This is a genomic window from Mariniphaga sediminis (assembly GCF_003573545.1).
Taxonomy (GTDB): domain Bacteria; phylum Bacteroidota; class Bacteroidia; order Bacteroidales; family Prolixibacteraceae; genus Mariniphaga; species Mariniphaga sediminis.
On the sequence record NZ_QWET01000001.1, the window covers coordinates 445039 to 462876 of the forward strand.

15 protein-coding genes are annotated in these 17838 nt (G+C 39.0%); all 15 read left to right on the top strand.

All coding sequences use genetic code 11. The annotated features are described in order from the left end of the window. The first annotated feature begins 10 nt into the window (after positions 1–10). The 15 genes from D1164_RS01590 (at position 11) to D1164_RS01670 (ending at position 17832) form a co-directional block, all read left to right on the top strand. Entirely contained in the window at positions 11–1954 is a 1944-nt protein-coding gene (locus D1164_RS01590; protein WP_119348171.1) for a type IV secretory system conjugative DNA transfer family protein, read from the top strand. 11 nt (positions 1955–1965) lie between these two features. After that, positions 1966–2481, top strand: a complete 516-nt coding sequence (locus D1164_RS01595; protein ID WP_119348172.1) for a PH domain-containing protein — start codon at positions 1966–1968, stop codon at positions 2479–2481. A 17-nt stretch (positions 2482–2498) separates the two neighbouring features. Further along, positions 2499–3173 (top strand): DUF3945 domain-containing protein, encoded by a 675-nt coding sequence (locus tag D1164_RS01600; protein WP_119348173.1) that lies wholly within the window; start codon positions 2499–2501, stop codon positions 3171–3173. 220 nt (positions 3174–3393) lie between these two features. After that, on the top strand, positions 3394–3777 hold the full coding sequence (mobC, locus tag D1164_RS01605; protein WP_119348174.1) for a plasmid mobilization relaxosome protein MobC: 384 nt from the start codon (positions 3394–3396) through the stop codon (positions 3775–3777). 16 nt (positions 3778–3793) lie between these two features. Further along, positions 3794–4693 (top strand): relaxase/mobilization nuclease domain-containing protein, encoded by a 900-nt coding sequence (locus D1164_RS01610; protein ID WP_119348175.1) that lies wholly within the window; start codon positions 3794–3796, stop codon positions 4691–4693. A gap of 516 nt (positions 4694–5209) precedes the next feature. Next, complete coding sequence (locus D1164_RS01625) at positions 5210–6571, top strand: RNA-binding domain-containing protein (RefSeq protein ID WP_119348178.1); 1362 nt, start codon at positions 5210–5212, stop codon at positions 6569–6571. A gap of 632 nt (positions 6572–7203) precedes the next feature. Then, positions 7204–8526, top strand: a complete 1323-nt coding sequence (locus tag D1164_RS01630) for an ATP-binding protein (RefSeq protein WP_119348179.1) — start codon at positions 7204–7206, stop codon at positions 8524–8526. 159 nt (positions 8527–8685) lie between these two features. Continuing rightward, complete coding sequence (locus D1164_RS01635) at positions 8686–9591, top strand: helix-turn-helix transcriptional regulator (RefSeq protein ID WP_119348180.1); 906 nt, start codon at positions 8686–8688, stop codon at positions 9589–9591. Between the two features lie 57 nt (positions 9592–9648). Then, positions 9649–10062, top strand: a complete 414-nt coding sequence (locus tag D1164_RS01640; RefSeq protein WP_119348181.1) for an HIRAN domain-containing protein — start codon at positions 9649–9651, stop codon at positions 10060–10062. A gap of 27 nt (positions 10063–10089) precedes the next feature. Then, the gene (locus D1164_RS01645) at positions 10090–11982 is read left to right on the top strand and encodes a TM1802 family CRISPR-associated protein (RefSeq protein WP_119348182.1); all 1893 of its coding nucleotides are present in this window, start codon (positions 10090–10092) and stop codon (positions 11980–11982) included. 14 nt (positions 11983–11996) lie between these two features. Continuing rightward, positions 11997–13001, top strand: a complete 1005-nt coding sequence (gene cas7b / locus D1164_RS01650; protein WP_119348183.1) for a type I-B CRISPR-associated protein Cas7/Csh2 — start codon at positions 11997–11999, stop codon at positions 12999–13001. Between the two features lie 11 nt (positions 13002–13012). Beyond that, the gene (gene cas5 / locus D1164_RS01655) at positions 13013–13786 is read left to right on the top strand and encodes a CRISPR-associated protein Cas5 (RefSeq protein ID WP_119348184.1); all 774 of its coding nucleotides are present in this window, start codon (positions 13013–13015) and stop codon (positions 13784–13786) included. Beyond that, the gene (cas3, locus tag D1164_RS01660) at positions 13786–16221 is read left to right on the top strand and encodes a CRISPR-associated helicase Cas3' (RefSeq protein ID WP_119348185.1); all 2436 of its coding nucleotides are present in this window, start codon (positions 13786–13788) and stop codon (positions 16219–16221) included. Before cas5 ends, cas3 begins: the two co-directional genes overlap by 1 nt. Positions 16222–16434: 213 nt before the next feature. Then, on the top strand, positions 16435–17163 hold the full coding sequence (locus D1164_RS01665; RefSeq protein WP_119348186.1) for a DUF6398 domain-containing protein: 729 nt from the start codon (positions 16435–16437) through the stop codon (positions 17161–17163). 9 nt (positions 17164–17172) lie between these two features. Then, entirely contained in the window at positions 17173–17832 is a 660-nt protein-coding gene (locus D1164_RS01670; RefSeq protein ID WP_119348187.1) for a CRISPR-associated endonuclease Cas6, read from the top strand. Positions 17833–17838 lie beyond the last annotated feature (6 nt).

The window sequence follows — 17838 nt, forward strand, 5'->3', positions numbered from 1 at the left end:
ACACGGAAAAATGATACACGAATCCAGGGAACTGCAAAAAATGCACGAAAGCTTCCGTTTCTTCAGCTACCTGCTGTTGTTTCTGACATTGTATTTGAATCAGGTTCCATTTTTCAGGGAGAAAGGAATATACATTGCAGAGCTGTCGGATCTGATTATCCGGCTGAACCGGCTGGAGGTTATTGCACGGGTGGGCTACTCCAAAGTCCTGTGCCTGGTGTTCCTGGCCATTACGTGTATGGGTACCAAAGCTAAAAAGGAAAGGGACCTGAAGGTTTCGGTATTGGTAGTCCGGATAATATCAGGTCTCATAATTTACTGGGGAAGCCTGTATTTTTTTGACCGGCATGTTCCCATCTATCTTGGATTGTCTTTTTTGGGATTTGTGATTCTTAACATCGGTTTTGACAACGTCTCCAAACTGATTAATGTCAACCTGATGAAAGACCGCTTTAACCTGGAAAATGAAAGTTTCCCGCAACAACAGTCCTGCGTCGCCAATGAGTTTTCCGTGAACCTGGCCACCCTTTACCAATACCGGAACAAGTGGCATGAAGGATGGATAAACATTGTCAACCCGTTTCGGGGAACCATGGTTATCGGAACCCCGGGCTCCGGGAAATCCTATTCTGTGGTACTGCCTTTCATCCGGCAGCACCTGGCCAAAGGATTTGCCCTGTGCGTGTATGATTTTAAATATCCGGATTTATCGCAGATAGCCTATAACCATTATCTGAAAGCAAAAAAGAAGGGAATATTACCTGAGAATACCCGGTTTTATGTCATCAACTTTGATAACACCTGCAAATCTTTCCGTTGCAACCCCCTTTCACCGGAATTGATGGAAAGCACGATTGATGCTTTTGAGTCTTCCCGCACGGTGCTTTACAACCTGAACAGGGAATGGATACGTAAACAGGGTGAATTTTTTTCGGAATCAGCCGTTTCATTTTTTGCAGCGGTTATCTGGTTTTTGAAAAAATACCGGAACGGGGAGTTTTGTACGTTGCCGCATGCCATTGAACTGCTGCAACTGGACTATGACGATTTGTTTGAGGTACTTTCCGGAGAGCCGGACGTGACCAACATTATCAACCCGTTTATCAATGCCCATAAACGGGGCGCCCACGAACAACTGGAAGGGCAATTGGGAAGCCTGAAAATTGCCATCTCCGAAATCATTAGCCGGGAGATTTACTGGATATGTTCAGGAAATGATTTTTCACTGGACATAAACAACCCGGAGCACCCCGGGGTAGTTTGCCTGGCCAACAATCCTCTGCGCATAGAAATGTACGGGGCAGTCCTTTCCCTGTTCATCACCCGGATGCTGAAAGTTATGAACCGGAAGTACCAGCATAAATGCTCCTTAATTTTTGATGAATTACCTACTATTTATTTCCGGGGGTTGGATACGCTGATTGCCACGGCACGAAGCAATAAAATTTCAACATTACTGGGAATCCAGACGATGGATCAGCTTATCCGCGATTACGGGAAAGAACAAGCCCATGCTGTCCTGACCAACATCGGGAATATTTTTGCCGGCCAGTCGGTGGGGGAGACAGCCCGGTTTATCCAGAACCGGATGGGAAAAATCCTGCAGGAAAGGCAATCCATCAGTATTAACCGAAATTCCCAGTCTACCTCCTTCTCCACCCAGATGGATTACCTGGTACCGGAAGGAAAAATTGCCACCCTGCCGCAAGGGTATATGGTAGGGCAGGTAGCCGACAACTTCGGGGAACCAATCGGTCAAAAGAACTTTAACTGCCTGATGAATGCAGATTCAAAGACTCTGGAAAAGGAAGAAAAATGTTTTGTCCCGATTCCTGACTTTTATGATTTTGACAACCGGGACGATGTGCTGGAACGCAACCGCACCCGGATACAGAATGATATCCGCTCTATTGTAATAGAAAACCGGAAACAAAACCAGAATCAAACACAATAAAAACAAGTCGTATGATTGAAAACACAACTTATATCAAATGCAGACCATCTCAGGTGGTGAACCTGAAACATTTTTTTGTGGTGCTGATTATGACACCCTTGCTTTTAATCCATGGCGAAACAATACACCAAATGATACCGGGGGAGTTTATCCCGGATAATCTGGAAATACATCTTTGCAGGTTACCGGTATATCTGTTTGCGGGAACCCTTTTAAACCTGGGGTACCACCTTCTTAAAATTCGCTGCACTGGTTATGAGGTTGACGCTGAAGAACTGCACCATACAACAGGAATTCTGTACAGAAAACACGGTTATATTGAGTTATACAGGCTGAAGGATTTTCAAATTGACCGGCCTTTGATTTACCGTTTTTTCGGACTGGGAAACCTGGTTGTGTATACCTCGGACAAGACCACACCTGTATTCCGGCTGAAAGCTATCAAAAAACCGGAAGAAGTTTACACCATCCTTCGCGGCCTGACAGAACTGAACCGCAAAGAAAAACATGTTTTTGAAGTAGATTAACATTTAAAAATAAGATTATGGAACAGTACACCCGTATGAAACAGGAAGACATTCCTTTTGAGAAACTGGAAAAAGTGGGAATTAACCGTGATTTTGTCAATCACATGGAACCGAATGAACTGAAAGATTTTCTGAACGGTTTCCGCTCGGAGAAGCTCTACACTGTCAATGCCAGAATTGACAGCCAGGAGTATAAAATTCCGGCTAAAATCAGGCTGCAACAGCAGGACGACGGATCGGTAAATGTTCGGATACATCCTATTCAGCGTTTATTCGTCCCCGATGAATACATGGGGCATAAATTTACCAAACAGGAAAAAACTGCGTTGCTGAACGACCGGAACCTGGGAAAAACCATTGAGCTGACCGGGAGGGATGGCAGGAAAGATAATTACTACCTGGCTGTTGATTCCAAAACCAATGAACTGATATCGCTCCGGACGAGGCATATTCAGGTGCCGGATAGAATTAAAGGTGTTTCACTTTCCGAAGAGCAAAAACAAAAACTGGCAGCCGGGAAAAAGGTTACCCTGGACGGGATGACCGGGCGCAACGGGAAGAAATTCGGGGCAACACTACAGATTGATGCCGCTAACCGGAATATCAATTTCTCCGGGTTTAAACAGGAAAAAGAAAAAGACCTGGAGCAGAAGCAGGACAAAGCCAAAGGTGCCAAACAAAAAATAGGATAACCATCACTACGTACTCTTATTACGAAGAAAGGGAAGCCATTATAAAGAAGTTTCTCTTTCTTTTTTTTTGAAAAACGACCCATGAAAACAGGCAGGAAGAACCTTCGGGGTAGGGGAATGCAAGATGTGTTTTTGTAATACAAAAACGCTTGTGCCTATCCGGCAGGGACTTTTACCATCGGGTAAAAGCGTGATTAATCCTTCGGATTAAAATGAAAAGATGAGACCTAAAACGTCCGATACAGACAAACTGGATAAACTGATTTGCATACGGCTTTCAGGTTTGGAAAAGAGGTTATTGTTGCAGAGGTGTAAAAAAGAAGGCTATCGGACCATCAGTGATTTTTGCCGGGCAAAACTGGTTCGGAAAAGGGAAATCAAAAAAGTGGAAGCCAGCAAAGAATTTATGGAGGCAGCCCAAAAACTGGATTATGAGTTGAATAGAATCGGGGTGAACCTGAACCAGGTTTCCAAACGGTTGAACACCCATCCGGTTTACCAGTTCTCCAATGCCGACCGAAAGGTTTTCCTGCAGCTCCTTTCCGAATTAAAAAACTGTTTTGCCACGCTGCAACACTACCTGGACCAGATTGAGCCAAAATAGAAAAGCAAAATGAAACATGGTCATTGTCATTCATCAGGCGACGCACACTGAAAATGCCCTGCGCTACAATGAAAAAAAAGTGAAAGAAGGAAAAGCGGTTTTCTTCCACTCCCGGAATACGCTTTCTGTTAATCCCTTTATGTACGACGAAAAGCACCGCCTGAAAAACCTGTTGGATATTGAAAAAGCCAATACCCGTGTCAAAAACAAATGCCTGCACATCTCTTTTAATCCATCGGTGGATGATTACCGGAAACTGGGCGATACAACCATCCGGCATGAAATTGACCGGATGATGGAACACATGGGTTATGCGAACCAACCTTACTTTGTCTACAAACACCAGGATTTGGAGCGTGTGCATTTTCATGTGGTATCCACCCGGATTGACAGGGAAACCGGACGAAAAATCAAGGACAACTATGAAAAACAGAAAATGCAGAAGTTTGTGCAGGAACTGGAACAGAAATATGACTTATCAAACCAACAGGCCAAAGAACCATCCAATTTTAAATTTTCGCCCCGAAGCCGGAATATCAAACAAAACCTGGAAAACCTGTTTGTACACCTGAACCAAATGCAGGAAATCACCTCCAAGGATATGTACAATGAAGTCCTGAAGCTATTTAATGTCGAAATCAAAAAATCCGGGAGAGGACATATTGTTCTGGTAACCGATGGAGAAGGGATTCCAATCCGGTATCCGATCCGGTTGTCGAAGTTTAAGGAGAGGCCGAGGTTTTATGTATCAGCTAAAGTTGAGAAGACGATGGAAATTTCGAAACAGGTTATTGATAAATTTCAGTTGGCGCAGTGGGCAAAGGATTTGAATCGGTTGGTGGAGAAAAACAGACCTAAAGAAGCAGTTTTAAAACAAAAGATTAAGAAGAAGAAAAACAAACAAAAACGAATTTGATTTTCAATCAGAATCTCTGGTTTAACCTATTAACGCAAATCGTGTTCGGTTGCAAATTAGTCTTCTTGCCCCATTGTTGTTCATTTTGTTTTATCTAAGTCGTTGCTAGTCTTGTTTTTGGGTAAGAGCCTTCTGTTGCCCCATTAGTTTATAATATATTCCTGCACCAGAAGTTCCAATCTTATTTAGAATCTTAAATTTATCTACTAATTCTGTTAAATTATTGGTCGCTGTCCTTTTGGAAAATTCCTGATGAATAAAGATTTTCCCCCAATAACGTTCCACATTATATTCAATTTTCTAATTTTGGAAAAATGCAAACCGGACTGCAAAAGCTGTTTTGCAAATTTTTATTAATCAAGTATCTACCAAAACCGAAAACATTTCAATGGCTAAGAAAAAACCAAACGGCATGACTGACCGTAGCAAAGAGAAGGTGGAAAACAGAAAAGCATGGAAGAAAACCTCTGGGATTTGGCTAACGAGTTGTGGGGAATCGTCTATACATATTAAATTATGACAGAATCAAACCGAGTAGAATATAAACAGCAACTTACTGATGGATTGGAACGGGAAGTTGTAGCCTTTTTAAATTCGCATGAAGGTGGAATTATCTGGCTGGGAATTGACAAAGCAGGCACGTTAATCGGATTGGAAAATGCCGATGCTGTTCAGCTAAAAATCAAAGACCGGTTGAAACACAACATTCAACCCTCGTGTTTGGGGTTATTTGATGTGCTCAGTGAACAAAGGGAAGGAAAAGATATCCTGAAAATAATCGTCGCCAGTGGCCCTGAAAAACCTTATTACCTTCGAAAACACGGGATGACAGAAAAAGGGAGTTTTATCCGAATCGGATCAGCAACTGAGCCTATGCCCATTTCCATGATTGAAGATTTGTTTTCAAAACGCACACGCGATTCCATCAGTAAAATAAAATCGCACCGGCAAGATTTGTCTTTCGGGCAGTTGAAAATCTATTACAATGAGTCGGGTTATAATCTTACAGAGAAATTTGCTGCTAATCTGGAATTGTTAACCGAAACTGGAGATTATAACTACGTGGCCTACTTATTGGCTGATAATAACAACACTTCCATTAAAGTGGCAAAATACGCCGGAACTGACCGGGTAGATTTGATTGAAAGCAATGAGTATGGCAACTGCTCGTTAATTAAAGCTACCAAGCAGGTTCTCGATAAACTGGATTTGGAAAATAAAACCACAACCAGGATTACCCGTAAAGAAAGGATTGATACACCGCTTTGGAATCCCATCGCTTTGCGCGAGGCAGTAATTAATGCTGTTGTGCATAACGACTATTCATTTGAAGCCCCACCCAAATTCGAGATTTTTTCTGACCGACTCGAAATTACCTCGGCAGGAGGCCTGGTTTCAGGATTATCGCAGGAGGAATTCTTTGAAGGATATTCCATTCCGAGAAACAAAGAGCTTATGCGTATTTTTAAGGATCTCGATATGGTTGAATACCTTGGATCTGGTGTTCCGCGAATATTACAAAGCTACGGCAGGGAATGTTTCCGGTTTACCGATAACTTTTTACGCATGACATTGCCCAATGCGGTGGTCAAAAATGGTGAAGAAGGTGGTCAAATTGAATATGAAAATGGTGGCTCAATAGGTGGCTCAATAGGTGGCTCAATAAGCAAGTCATTTAGTTTGACTCCAAGGCAGGAACAAATATTGTCTCTGATAAATCAGGACAATAAAATTAGTTACCGCACGCTCGCTTCAAAATTACAAATCAATGATTCCGCTGTAAAAAAACATCTGGAATCATTAAAAAATAAGGGCGTTCTAAAACGTATTGGTGGAACAAGAGGGTATTGGCAAGTACACTTCCCTAAAGACAAATAATGAATGACCTGCAAGGATTTTTTACTCAGGTGAATAAAAATGTGAGCATTTGATTTTAAATATTTGTTGGAAAATGCCATCGGTAATGAATAAAACAGAACTTAATGATGGGAAATGTCAACAATAACTGAATGGCTTTATCATAAAAGAAAGGTTCAGCCCCATTGAATACGCACGCATGCAGGAAAAAAAGTTATACCATGTTGTTTTTAATACAACTACCGAAGAAAAGCCTTTTTCCTGGCCCGACCGTTTTGTTAATAGCCGACCGTATTAATGTAATTTATTTTTTTGATGAAGTACACTGGAGCCAAACCAACCTGAAGCAGAAAATCAGGATAATAGAAAAGGAGTAAAAAAAATATGGATCTGCCTGCCTTTATTCAATTTTGTAAAGTGTGTTTATACTAACGCTCGCCATTTCAGTGAGGTTGGTCTACGTAATCTGAAGTACTTTTTTTTGCTTGTTATTATCGTATGAATTTTGTAGAAAAATACGATGGTCGATATTTTATAGCGTAACGTATGAATCCCTTTGCTTATCTAAAAATATTCCAGCCAAAATATTTTTTAAACTTAATTTTTTATTTTTGTTACGGCCGTAACTGTTACGGCTGTAACAAAATGGAAGTATGAAATTTTATAATAGAGATAACGAGCTTAATGAACTGAAAAGAATACAAGATCTTTCTTTCCATGATTTTTCCCGGATGACAGTAGTTGCCGGAAGAAGAAGGATTGGCAAAACAAGTCTTGTGATGAAATCGGTTGAAAACACACCCACTGTTTATCTGTTTGTGGGACGCAAAAATGAAGCAACACTTTGTGCTGAATTTATTCCGATTATAGCCGGTTCGTTAAATACTTTTGTGCCTGAAGGTATTCAGTCTTTCAGGTTGTTGTTTCAATTCCTGATGGAGTTGGGCACACAACGCTCTTTTAACCTTGTTATTGACGAATTTCAGGAATTTTACAATGTCAATGAATCGGTATTCAGCGATATGCAGAATATATGGGACAGCTACAGGAAAAGAACTCATGTAAACCTGATAATCAGTGGCTCTGTTTATTTATTGATGCAGAAAATATTTCAGAATTCCAAAGAACCATTGTTTGGCAGATCAGATAATATTATCAAATTATCTGCATTTGATATTGTTACCCTAAAAAGAATAATGGAGGATTATTATCCTGAATATTCAAACGATGATTTACTGGCATTGTATACTTTTACGGGAGGTATTCCCAAATACATTGAATTGTTTTGCGATGGCAGCAGGTTCGATGTTGAAGGGATGATTGAATTTATGGTTCGCGAAAATTCTTCTTTTACCGAAGAGGGGAAGAATCTTCTCATTGAGGAATTCGGGAAAAATTACGCCACCTATTTTTCCATTTTGAGTGCTATTTCAGGAGGGATTAATACACAGCCCAAAATTGAAGTGGCACTGGGTAACAAAAGTATTGGCGGGCAATTAAAAAGGCTTATCGAAGATTATGACATTATTGTTCGCTGCAGGCCTGTTTTTTCAAAAGAGGGCACACAGGCAGTGCGCTATGAAATTCAGGATAATTTTATTCGTTTCTGGTTTAATTATTTTGACCGTCATCGGTCATTAATTGAAATAAAGAATTTCAACGGACTGCGAAATATCATTGAGGCTGACTATCCAACTTATTCAGGTAAAATGCTTGAACGCTATTTTAAACAGAAATTAGCCGAAAGCTTCCAATACAGGGAAATTGGTTCGTGGTGGGAATCTAAAAATGAGCAAAATGAAATAGATATTGTTGCATTAAAACTGGAGAAAAATCAAGCTTTTGTTGCTGAGGTGAAACGTCAGAAGAAAAACTTTAAACCTGATTTATTTTCAGCCAAAGTAGAGCGTCTCAAGGACAAAGCCCTGGCAAAATATACAATTGAAAAACGTTTTCTTTCGTTAGAAGATATGTAATATATCAAACTCCCGCCAGATTATTTTTTGCAGTTGGTTAACATGATAAATTTATAGTTTGGTAGTTCGAGCATTGAACAGGTGATTTATTTTTTCTCAGAAAGTATCCCAAACGAATATATTTTTTAACTTTAAGGCCATAAGTTCAAATCTTTAGTTATGCCCCACGATAACAAAGCGTTCAGGCTGCTCCGGTTGTTGTTTTTCCTTTCTGGAAGTTACCCCAAAACAAGGAAAGAGTGTACTGATTTTCTCGATATCAGGGAGTCAGCCTTTTACAACTATCGTAACGAATTAATCAATATTGGTTTTAATCTGCAGCAAAAAGAAGGGAAGTACTGGGTGGAAGCCGAGGATAAGGCCACACATGTACTGGCTAATCTGCTTCACTTCTCTGAAGAAGAAGCTTATATCCTTGCTAAAAGTATAGACGCCATTGAGGGGCACACGCTGCCGGCCAAACGGTTGAAGCAAAAACTGGTAGCTTTTCTGAACCAGGACAAAGCAGTGGAGGCGTACCTGAAAAAGGAAAAGACTGAAATGGTTTCTGTATTGAATAATGCCGTAAAAAACAAAAAACAGGTTTTGCTGGTGAATTATGCTTCAGGCAATAGCCAAACCGTGAAAAACCGGAGGGTGGAACCTTTTGAGTTTAAAGACGATTTTAACCTCGTTTGGGCATTTGACACAGAGGTAAAGAAAAACCGCCAGTTTAAAATTTGTCGCATGGAGGACGCGCTGGAAACTCCGTTTGGCTGGAAGTATGAACACTTGCACCACTCGGCGCCTGTAGATGTTTTCCGTAATACCGGGGAACTAAATAAGCAGGTGGAATTTGAATTGAATCTGCGGGCACGGAATTTACTGGTGGAAGAATACCCGTTAACCGAAAAATATATTACCGGAACCACAAAAAATCATTTTCTTTTTAAAGTCCCGGTTGCCAAATACGAAGGCCCCGGGCGTTTTATGATGGGAATGGCGGAAGATATCCGACTGATAGGCGACGATGGATTTATAGAGTTTCTGAAAGAAAAAATAGACAAATGCAAACATTTTCTATGACTTTCCACGAAATCTGGAGTTTGAAAACTGAACTTGCCGTGAATTTGAATAAATGGAATGAACAGGTTTGATTTTATAAAACGGATATTTTTAAGCGGAGCAGCAGCTCTCGTAGCAAAACATGCGGGAGCCGGTGTGCCGGAAAGGACGACAGAAATTTACCTGAATTCGCCTTACATCGCCGGGTTTAAATACTACAATGGATCCGAGTTGGAAAAGCATTTAAAGAAGAACGATGAACTCACGCTACAACGGCAACCCGAAAACCCGCACGACTATTTTGCAGTGGAAGTATTTCGCAAAAACCAAAAGCTAGGTTACCTGCCCCGCACCGACAATAAAATTGTTGCGAGGATGATGGACCAGGGTGTAAAAGTAAAAGCCAGAATAAGAAGTATTGATCCGGAAGCACAACCGTTTAAGAGAGTTAAGATTAGGGTTTATTCGGAGATAAAAACAGGAAAAATGTAGGATAATGCTAAAATATAAACACAAATAATGCATGATACTTTAATCGCCATTGGAAATGAGGTTGCCCGACAGCAAGGCGAATGGGACAATCTGGTTGAAATTCCTAAATTTGAAGAACGATCCAAAGACGGAGAGCCAATAATGAACTATGTATTGGTAGTGACGTTTGACATTGATCAACAAACAATTCATGTTGGAAATGATGTCTATGCTTTTGGGGTTGAATCTTCACCAATAAAAAACAGAAATATCAACAGCGAACTTTGGGGAAGAAGAGGTGATCCTTGGATGGTAACTTGCTCTTATCCTAAAAAGCTACCTATTTTACAAAAAAGTATTTTCGGTAAGCCTGAAGAAGATACCGGACAAGGACTCTTTCAGAAGAGCCTCCTGAAATCATACCCGGAGGCAAAAGAAACTGTTTTCTATAAAGCCTTGGATGCTTGTTGCTCTTTGAAAAATGTGCCAATAGAAGAAGAATCAACAGGGCTTGACGTGTTAGAAAGCGAATTCATTTCGAAAAAAATATCGTTACCCAAAAATCATAAAGTAGTAATGCTTACTATCGCAATCAAGGCTGAGGCTCTTGGAATAAACGAGCCAACATTGTTGTGTCATCTTGACGGATATGATTTTTATGTGAAAAATAATTTCTCGAAGAATTCAGTTCTGAAGACAGATGATTCTGAATCGCTTTGTTATATAACTGGAAAGAAAAGCGAAAGTGTGATATTGCCTTCTTTTTCAGATCGGGAAGATTTGAATAAATTATTTGTTACTACGACTATTAATTACGCAAGTAATTTTGACAATAAAGCTTTCAAGAAAAATTATCAAATTAACTCGGAAGTAAAGAATGCTCTGCAAAATGGATCGAATTACATCAGGGGTAAACTGAATAATCAACGCTGTTCAGTGAGGATTGCAAATATCGAACACTACTTCATTCCTGCTTTTCTTAATCCGGAGAATGTCGATATTAAATTTGAACTTGACCACATTCAAAGAATAAGCGAATGGGTATTTTCTACAAAACAATTAGATAACACGATTGAATCGCTCGGAATAGATTCAGAAAGTTCATTATATTGGATCAATTACATTGCTTATGCCAGCGATGGTAACAGCGTAAAAGTAATCAATCATATCAAGGATGTCAGCAGTATATGGTTTCACAATATTGTTTGGAATGACAAAGAGCAATCGGATTTAATCTCAAACTATTTCAATCAGAGACGGTTAAATCTTTCGGCTATTTATTTTGCTATCCCCATCAGAAAAGACCATGAACAAAAAAATGACGCACTGAAGATGTTATCGCAAATACTTGAACAAAGAAAAGTACAGAGGAGAAAAGTGTTTATCCATTTTGCTGAACTTATTCTTTGTCATTATTATAACCGTTACCGTTCTTATTCAAATATTACTTTTAAACCCGAAAGTTTTGACTTTGCTATTCGGGACAGCGTGATAAAATATCTCTTTTTACTCAATCTTTTAAAATCATTAAACCTTACTGATATGGAAGAAAATGAAAAAATATCTCAGGAGACTCCTGAAAGTAGCGACAAGCTACAACGGTTTTTTATCGATATGGGTTATTCTCCTCAACAACAAGCATTGTACTGGCTTGGACGGATAATCAACAAAGTAGGAACAGCCCAGTATAAAAAAGGGCATCAGCAAAAGCCTGTTTTGAATAAAATCAATTATAATGGAATGGATCATTCCAAAATACAGCGTTTATATGTAGATGCTTTTGAACTATCCTCACAATATAAAATCGTTAATCAGATCAATTATTATTCGAGGATGTTTTCTCAGGGGTTTCCTGCCGACGAAAGACTATGGGTTTTGTCCCCTCAGGAAAGTGTCTTCTATATTCTTTCTGGCTTTTCTCTCTATTTTGATAACAACTAATAAAAAATATAATCATGACAACAGTAAATCACAATTCCGATTTCATATTTTTGTACGATGCTACATTATGCAATCCAAACGGCGATCCCGATCAGGAGAACAAACCCCGTATGGACTACGATACTAACACGAACCTAGTCACCGATACTCGTGTGAAGAGATTTATCCGCGATTACCTGAAAGATCAGGGACAAGACATTTTTGTCGATATGGAGGGTGACAGTAAAGTGAGTTCTGATACCAAGCTTGAATATGTAATAGAACGAGTTTTATCGAACGAGAATGAGCGTGCTGTTCTATTCGAAGAAACCCCGGATTTACTAAAAGATTTCATTGAGATTATTGCGGAGAAGAAAGGAAAAGATACAATTCTTAAATTGTTGCAAAATAAAAAGAACAGTAAGTTAAATTATTACATCCTTTCACAACTGGTCAAAGACAAATTCATTGATATCCGAATGTTTGGGAGCGCATTTGCCGTAGGCGGATTCACTAAAGCCTATACTGGTGCGATTCAAATGAATTGGGGGTATTCCTTAAATCAGGTCGAATTGGTTGAATCAAACTCGATTGTGACTATCATGAATGATGACAGCAGTACATTTGGGAAAGATTACCGCGTGTATTATAGCTTGTTGGCATTTAATGGAACTATTAATAAATACGCTGCAAAAGCAACAGGATTAACCGAAGAAGACCAAAAGTTATTCCGTAAAGCAATCTGGGAAAGCATTCCATCGCAGCCTACGCGGTCGAAAATGAACCAGTACCCGAAACTTTATTTGGAAATTATTTACAACGAAGGGTTTAATAATGGTCACTTTGGCGATTTGAGGAATACAATTAAGGTTTCTTACAAAGAAGATATTCCGGCTAAGCAGGTACGAACATTCAACGATTTGATTTTTGATGTATCGGGGCTCGCTGAAATGATCATCGAGAACAAAGGTGAAGGTAAACCCATTAGCGAAGTGATTATCTACAAATCGGCAGATTTCCCTGAATTGAAAATCAATTAAATCAATTCATCATGGAAGTTATCTCATTTGATATTTCCGGTAAGATTGCTCATTTTCGCAAGTATTATGCAAACAATACGGCGCTGAGCTTTAGCATTCCGCCTCGTACCACTGTTATGGGGATGCTTGCAGCTATTTGTGGTTTGCCCAAAGATTCATATTACGAATTGTTTTCTTCCGAAAACATTGATATTGGGATTGCCTTGTTATCGAGAACAAAGAAAACAATTCACCGTCTTAACTTAATACGAGTGCTGGGACCAAGTGACTTCAGGGGAAGTAAAGGCCACATTCAAACACCATTTGAAATTGTTACCGGAGAAAACATAAACGATTCAATAATTACTTATCGAGTATTTCTTCGCCCTTTAAATATTGGAGAAAAAGATTATATCCGCTTGAAAGAACTAATCAAAACGAAAGGAAATAATTTTGCCCTGACGCTTGGAGCTGCCAGTTTCAATGCAAGTTTGTCTAACTATAAGGAATATGAGGCCACTGAGCGGAAAGCTTCGAATGAGTTTGAATATTTCGACAGTGCAATCAATTCTGACGACGTACTGGAAATAGAGCTTCTAAAGGAAAATGGAGGACGTATAAGTATTGTTGAAGAAGAATTAATGCCTGCTGATTTTGTGGCAAACTACAACCGGGAGTTGCAAAAAATGAACCGGATGTTGTATTCGGTTTCAGCCTCCCAATTAAAAGCCCGATTGAAGGAATCGGCAAATGTTTTGGAGCTTATGGAAGGAGAAGCGAAGAGTCACATTCAATTTATGAAGTGATGGATTTTTTTTCACATGCCAAAGATACTCCGCGGGGTAGAATCGGATCAAAATTACTCAAAAATCATCTGGAAAATGTCAGGCTACAATTTCAGAAGGGATTAAAATATTCCTGCATTTCTGCAGACAAAAAAGATGTATTCGAAAGCGTTGCTATATTACACGATTTGGGAAAATATACTCAATACTTTCAGGATTATTTGCTTGATCGCCCAAATGTAAATTATAATCTGAAATCACATTCAAGGTTTGGAGCATTTTATTTTTTGTCTAAATATTTTGACAAAGATCCTTTTGTAGCCGTTGTAGGATATTGGATCATATCGCAGCATCATAGTAATTTGCGGAGCCTGATGTCACTAAGAAGCGATTTTGGCAATGCGGAATTTGATTCTAAAATTTCATTTCTAAAGAGACAGCATAATTCTATTCATCCTTTTGAATCTGAAGTTAACAAAGAGCTGGGAATTGATGATATTGAAACATTCCCAGATAATTTGCAACCGTATCTAATCTATTTTAAAGCAATAAAACAGCTTCAAAAACACAGTAATATCCAAAACTACTTTTTAATCAATTATCTCTTTTCTCTATTAATTGAAGCTGATAAGCTGGATGCATCTAATACAAAAGTTTATCAAAGAGTGGCATTATCTCCGTCGAAAGTGGATGAGGACAAAGGTATGCCCAATCAACCATGGAATGAACATGCAACTGATTTTAGTAATCTTTCGCAAAATGAGTTGAGAAACCTTGTTCGAAGACGAGTAATCGAAAACCTTTCTAGCCAAAGCATTTTAAACCAACGAATTTTTACACTTACAGGGCCAACTGGAATTGGAAAGACTTTAACGGCTCTCGATTTTGCACTAAAGTTACGGGCTAAGATTCGAGATAAGGAAGGCCGCGAAGCACAAATCATTTATGCTTTACCGTTTATCAACATCATTGAGCAGTCTGACTCGGTATACCGAAAATTATTTGGAGATAATGAGGCTAAAATTCTCTCGCATTACCAGTATGCCGATGCCCTAAGCCAAGAGGAAGATAGACAGGATGAAGAAAGTAAAGGCTACAATCAAAAAGTAATGTCACTTGATACCTGGCAATGTGATATTGTAATCACGACATTTGTACAATTTCTACAAACCTTGATTGGCAATCGCAACAAACTGTTGAAAAAATTCAATCATTATGCTGGTAGTATCATCATTCTTGACGAAGTACAAACCATCGCATTAAAGCAATTGCCTCTTGTAGGTGCTGCACTTTACTACCTTTCTAAATTTCTGGAAGCGCGCATTGTGCTGATGACGGCTACCAAACCCAAAGTGTTTGATTTGGCCAACGAAAAGATTCTGAAAGGAGAAGGAGAAGAAGCCCGCCCGGTTGAGCTTCTGGGAACCGATGAAGATGTTACAAAGGTTTTCCGGTCGTTTAATCGCACAAAGCTTTGTCCTAAAATTGAATCATCAATTGAGAATTCACAGAATTTCGTTGATAATTATTTCAAAGAATATTGGTCAGTAGATAAATCGTGCCTGATAGTAGTCAATACTGTTAAACTTTCGATTGATGTATTTTATAGTATTCAAAGTTATTTCGATGATAGAGGAATTAAGAATCCACTGCATTATCTATCAACAAATGTGGTACCTGCTGGACGACAACAGTTGATTGAGCAGATTAAAGAAGAATTTCAGGCAACGCGAGAAAAGAAAGGATTAAAACCAGTATTAATATCGACTCAATGTGTTGAGGCTGGTGTGGATCTTGATTTCGATATGGCCTTCCGTGACCTTGCACCAATCGATTCTATTATTCAGGTTGCCGGACGGGTTAACCGGGAATATAATAAAAGTTTTATTGGTTCAATTTATATCGTTGATTTTGGGAAGTGTGGTAATATTTATGGGCCAATGACTGAAGGGACTGTCCGGCATGCAATTGCACATTTTACAAAAAAAGCCACACAAATTGAAGAAAGAAATTACCTGAACTTGGTTACATTTTATTATAATAACATTTATAAAAAAAATGAAGATGGCTTTAGCTTTTCTCATAATTTCTTTAAATCAATGAAAGAACTTAATTATGATGGTTCTGATTATTCTGTTTCAAAATATCAGGTAATTGAAAATGGATTCCACACAAACTCTGTATTTGTTGAGTGTGATAAAGAAGCAATAAAATCACGCGAAATGTTTGAGAAAATGATTCATAAAGAGTGTTCACGTGAAGATTTTGAACCGTATCGAAAAATGTTTCATCAGCATATTATTGCTGTTCCTGATTATTTAGATAAGGTGAAAGAACTTGATCAATTAGCAGAAGGAATTTTATTGGTTCCTAATACTTGTATCGAGAATTACTACGATTCAGTAACCGGATTTATCCGAGATAAAGTGGAGGACTTATCATGCACAATTCTCTAAAACGAATCTACTATGCAAATCAAACAAACTACCATCCAGTTCCCAATATATAGCTTTAAATATTTAACATACAAGCAGGAACAAAATAAAAAACTTGTTCGTTTTTCCGGACAAGTTTTGGCGTATTTATCCTTATTTCAGGCTATTTTGAAAGGTTAGTTGTACAAATAAAATAACACTTTATATGAAAAATTACAGAAATAATCATCAATAATGCGTAATACAGGAAAATTGAATTCAGAAATAATCATTAAGCAGGTGAATGCCTATTGTAAAAAACATCTCAATAGCGAATACCGGGATATCTGCACTCGTGTATCTCAAGATTTAAAGGAGGATGAACCGGGTATTTTTGAACGGGGAAAAGCAGAAATCTGGAGTGCTGCCATCGTTTGGGCAGTTGGAAACGCCAATTTTCTTGGTGACAAATCGTTTGAACCGTATGCTTCACTGGCTGATATTTGCAACTATTTTAATGTAAACAAATCAACGGTGGGGCAGAAAGCGTCAAGGATTCGAGATTTACTTGATATCAACCTTTGGAATCCTGATTACCGGACAAAAAATCCGGCAGGCGATTTTATCGATAGCCTGGTAATGACCCCCGAAGGTTTTATCATTCCTGCCAATATGCTCGATGATGATTTGGAGGAGGAGCAAAATGCGGAACCAGAAGATGATGAGCCAACAGAATACCTGGTGGTTTTAAGCTCATTAAAAAATGTGGATAACGCTTCTTTGTACCAATTGGAATACATCGTAAGGAAGGCGCTTTCAGCAGAAAGCAAATTTATAGCTATTGAGAAACAACATTTAAAAACTGTTTTGATAACATTCTATGGAACAATGGCGGATGTAGTAGCAATGGAAAATAAATTACAATCTTCCGGCTTCTCCATAGCCAATCTTTATTATGCAGATTACGATAATAATGAACAGTAAATTAAAATAATGCAAATTACTCAAACCATCATCCACTTTCCCGATATTCAGCTTCAAACCCGCGATGCGCATAAATTGCGCGGCTATTTTGGCAACCTGTTTAAAGAACATTCGCCTTTGCTGCATAACCATTATCAGAATGGAAAAACAAGGTATGCCTACCCGCTGGTGCAATACAAGGTTATTGATAAAACACCATTGCTGGTTGGCTTTCAGGAAGGAGCCGATCTGCTGGTTTCGCTGTTCCTGAAAATAAAAGAAATGGAAATAGAAGGGCGGCAATTCCCGGTACGGGCAAAAAATATTCAGCAAAAACAATACAACCTCACGGTGAACCAACAGCTTTACAATTACCGGTTCAAAACCCTGTGGATGGCGCTGAACCAGGATAACCACCGGAAATACCAGCCATTGGACGAAACCGCAAAAGCTCAGTTCCTAAACCGCCAGTTACAAAACAATATTCTCAGTTTTTATAAAGGACTGTCGTTTCGTATATCGGAACGCATAATGGCCATTGCACGGGTAGATGAAAAACAAACCCGGTTTAAAGACCAGACCATGCTGGCTTTCGACGGCGAATTTACCACCAATGCCTTTCTTCCCGAAATGGCCGGTATTGGAAAAGCTGTCAGCCGCGGTTTTGGCACCGTACATCTAATACAATAAAGTTTG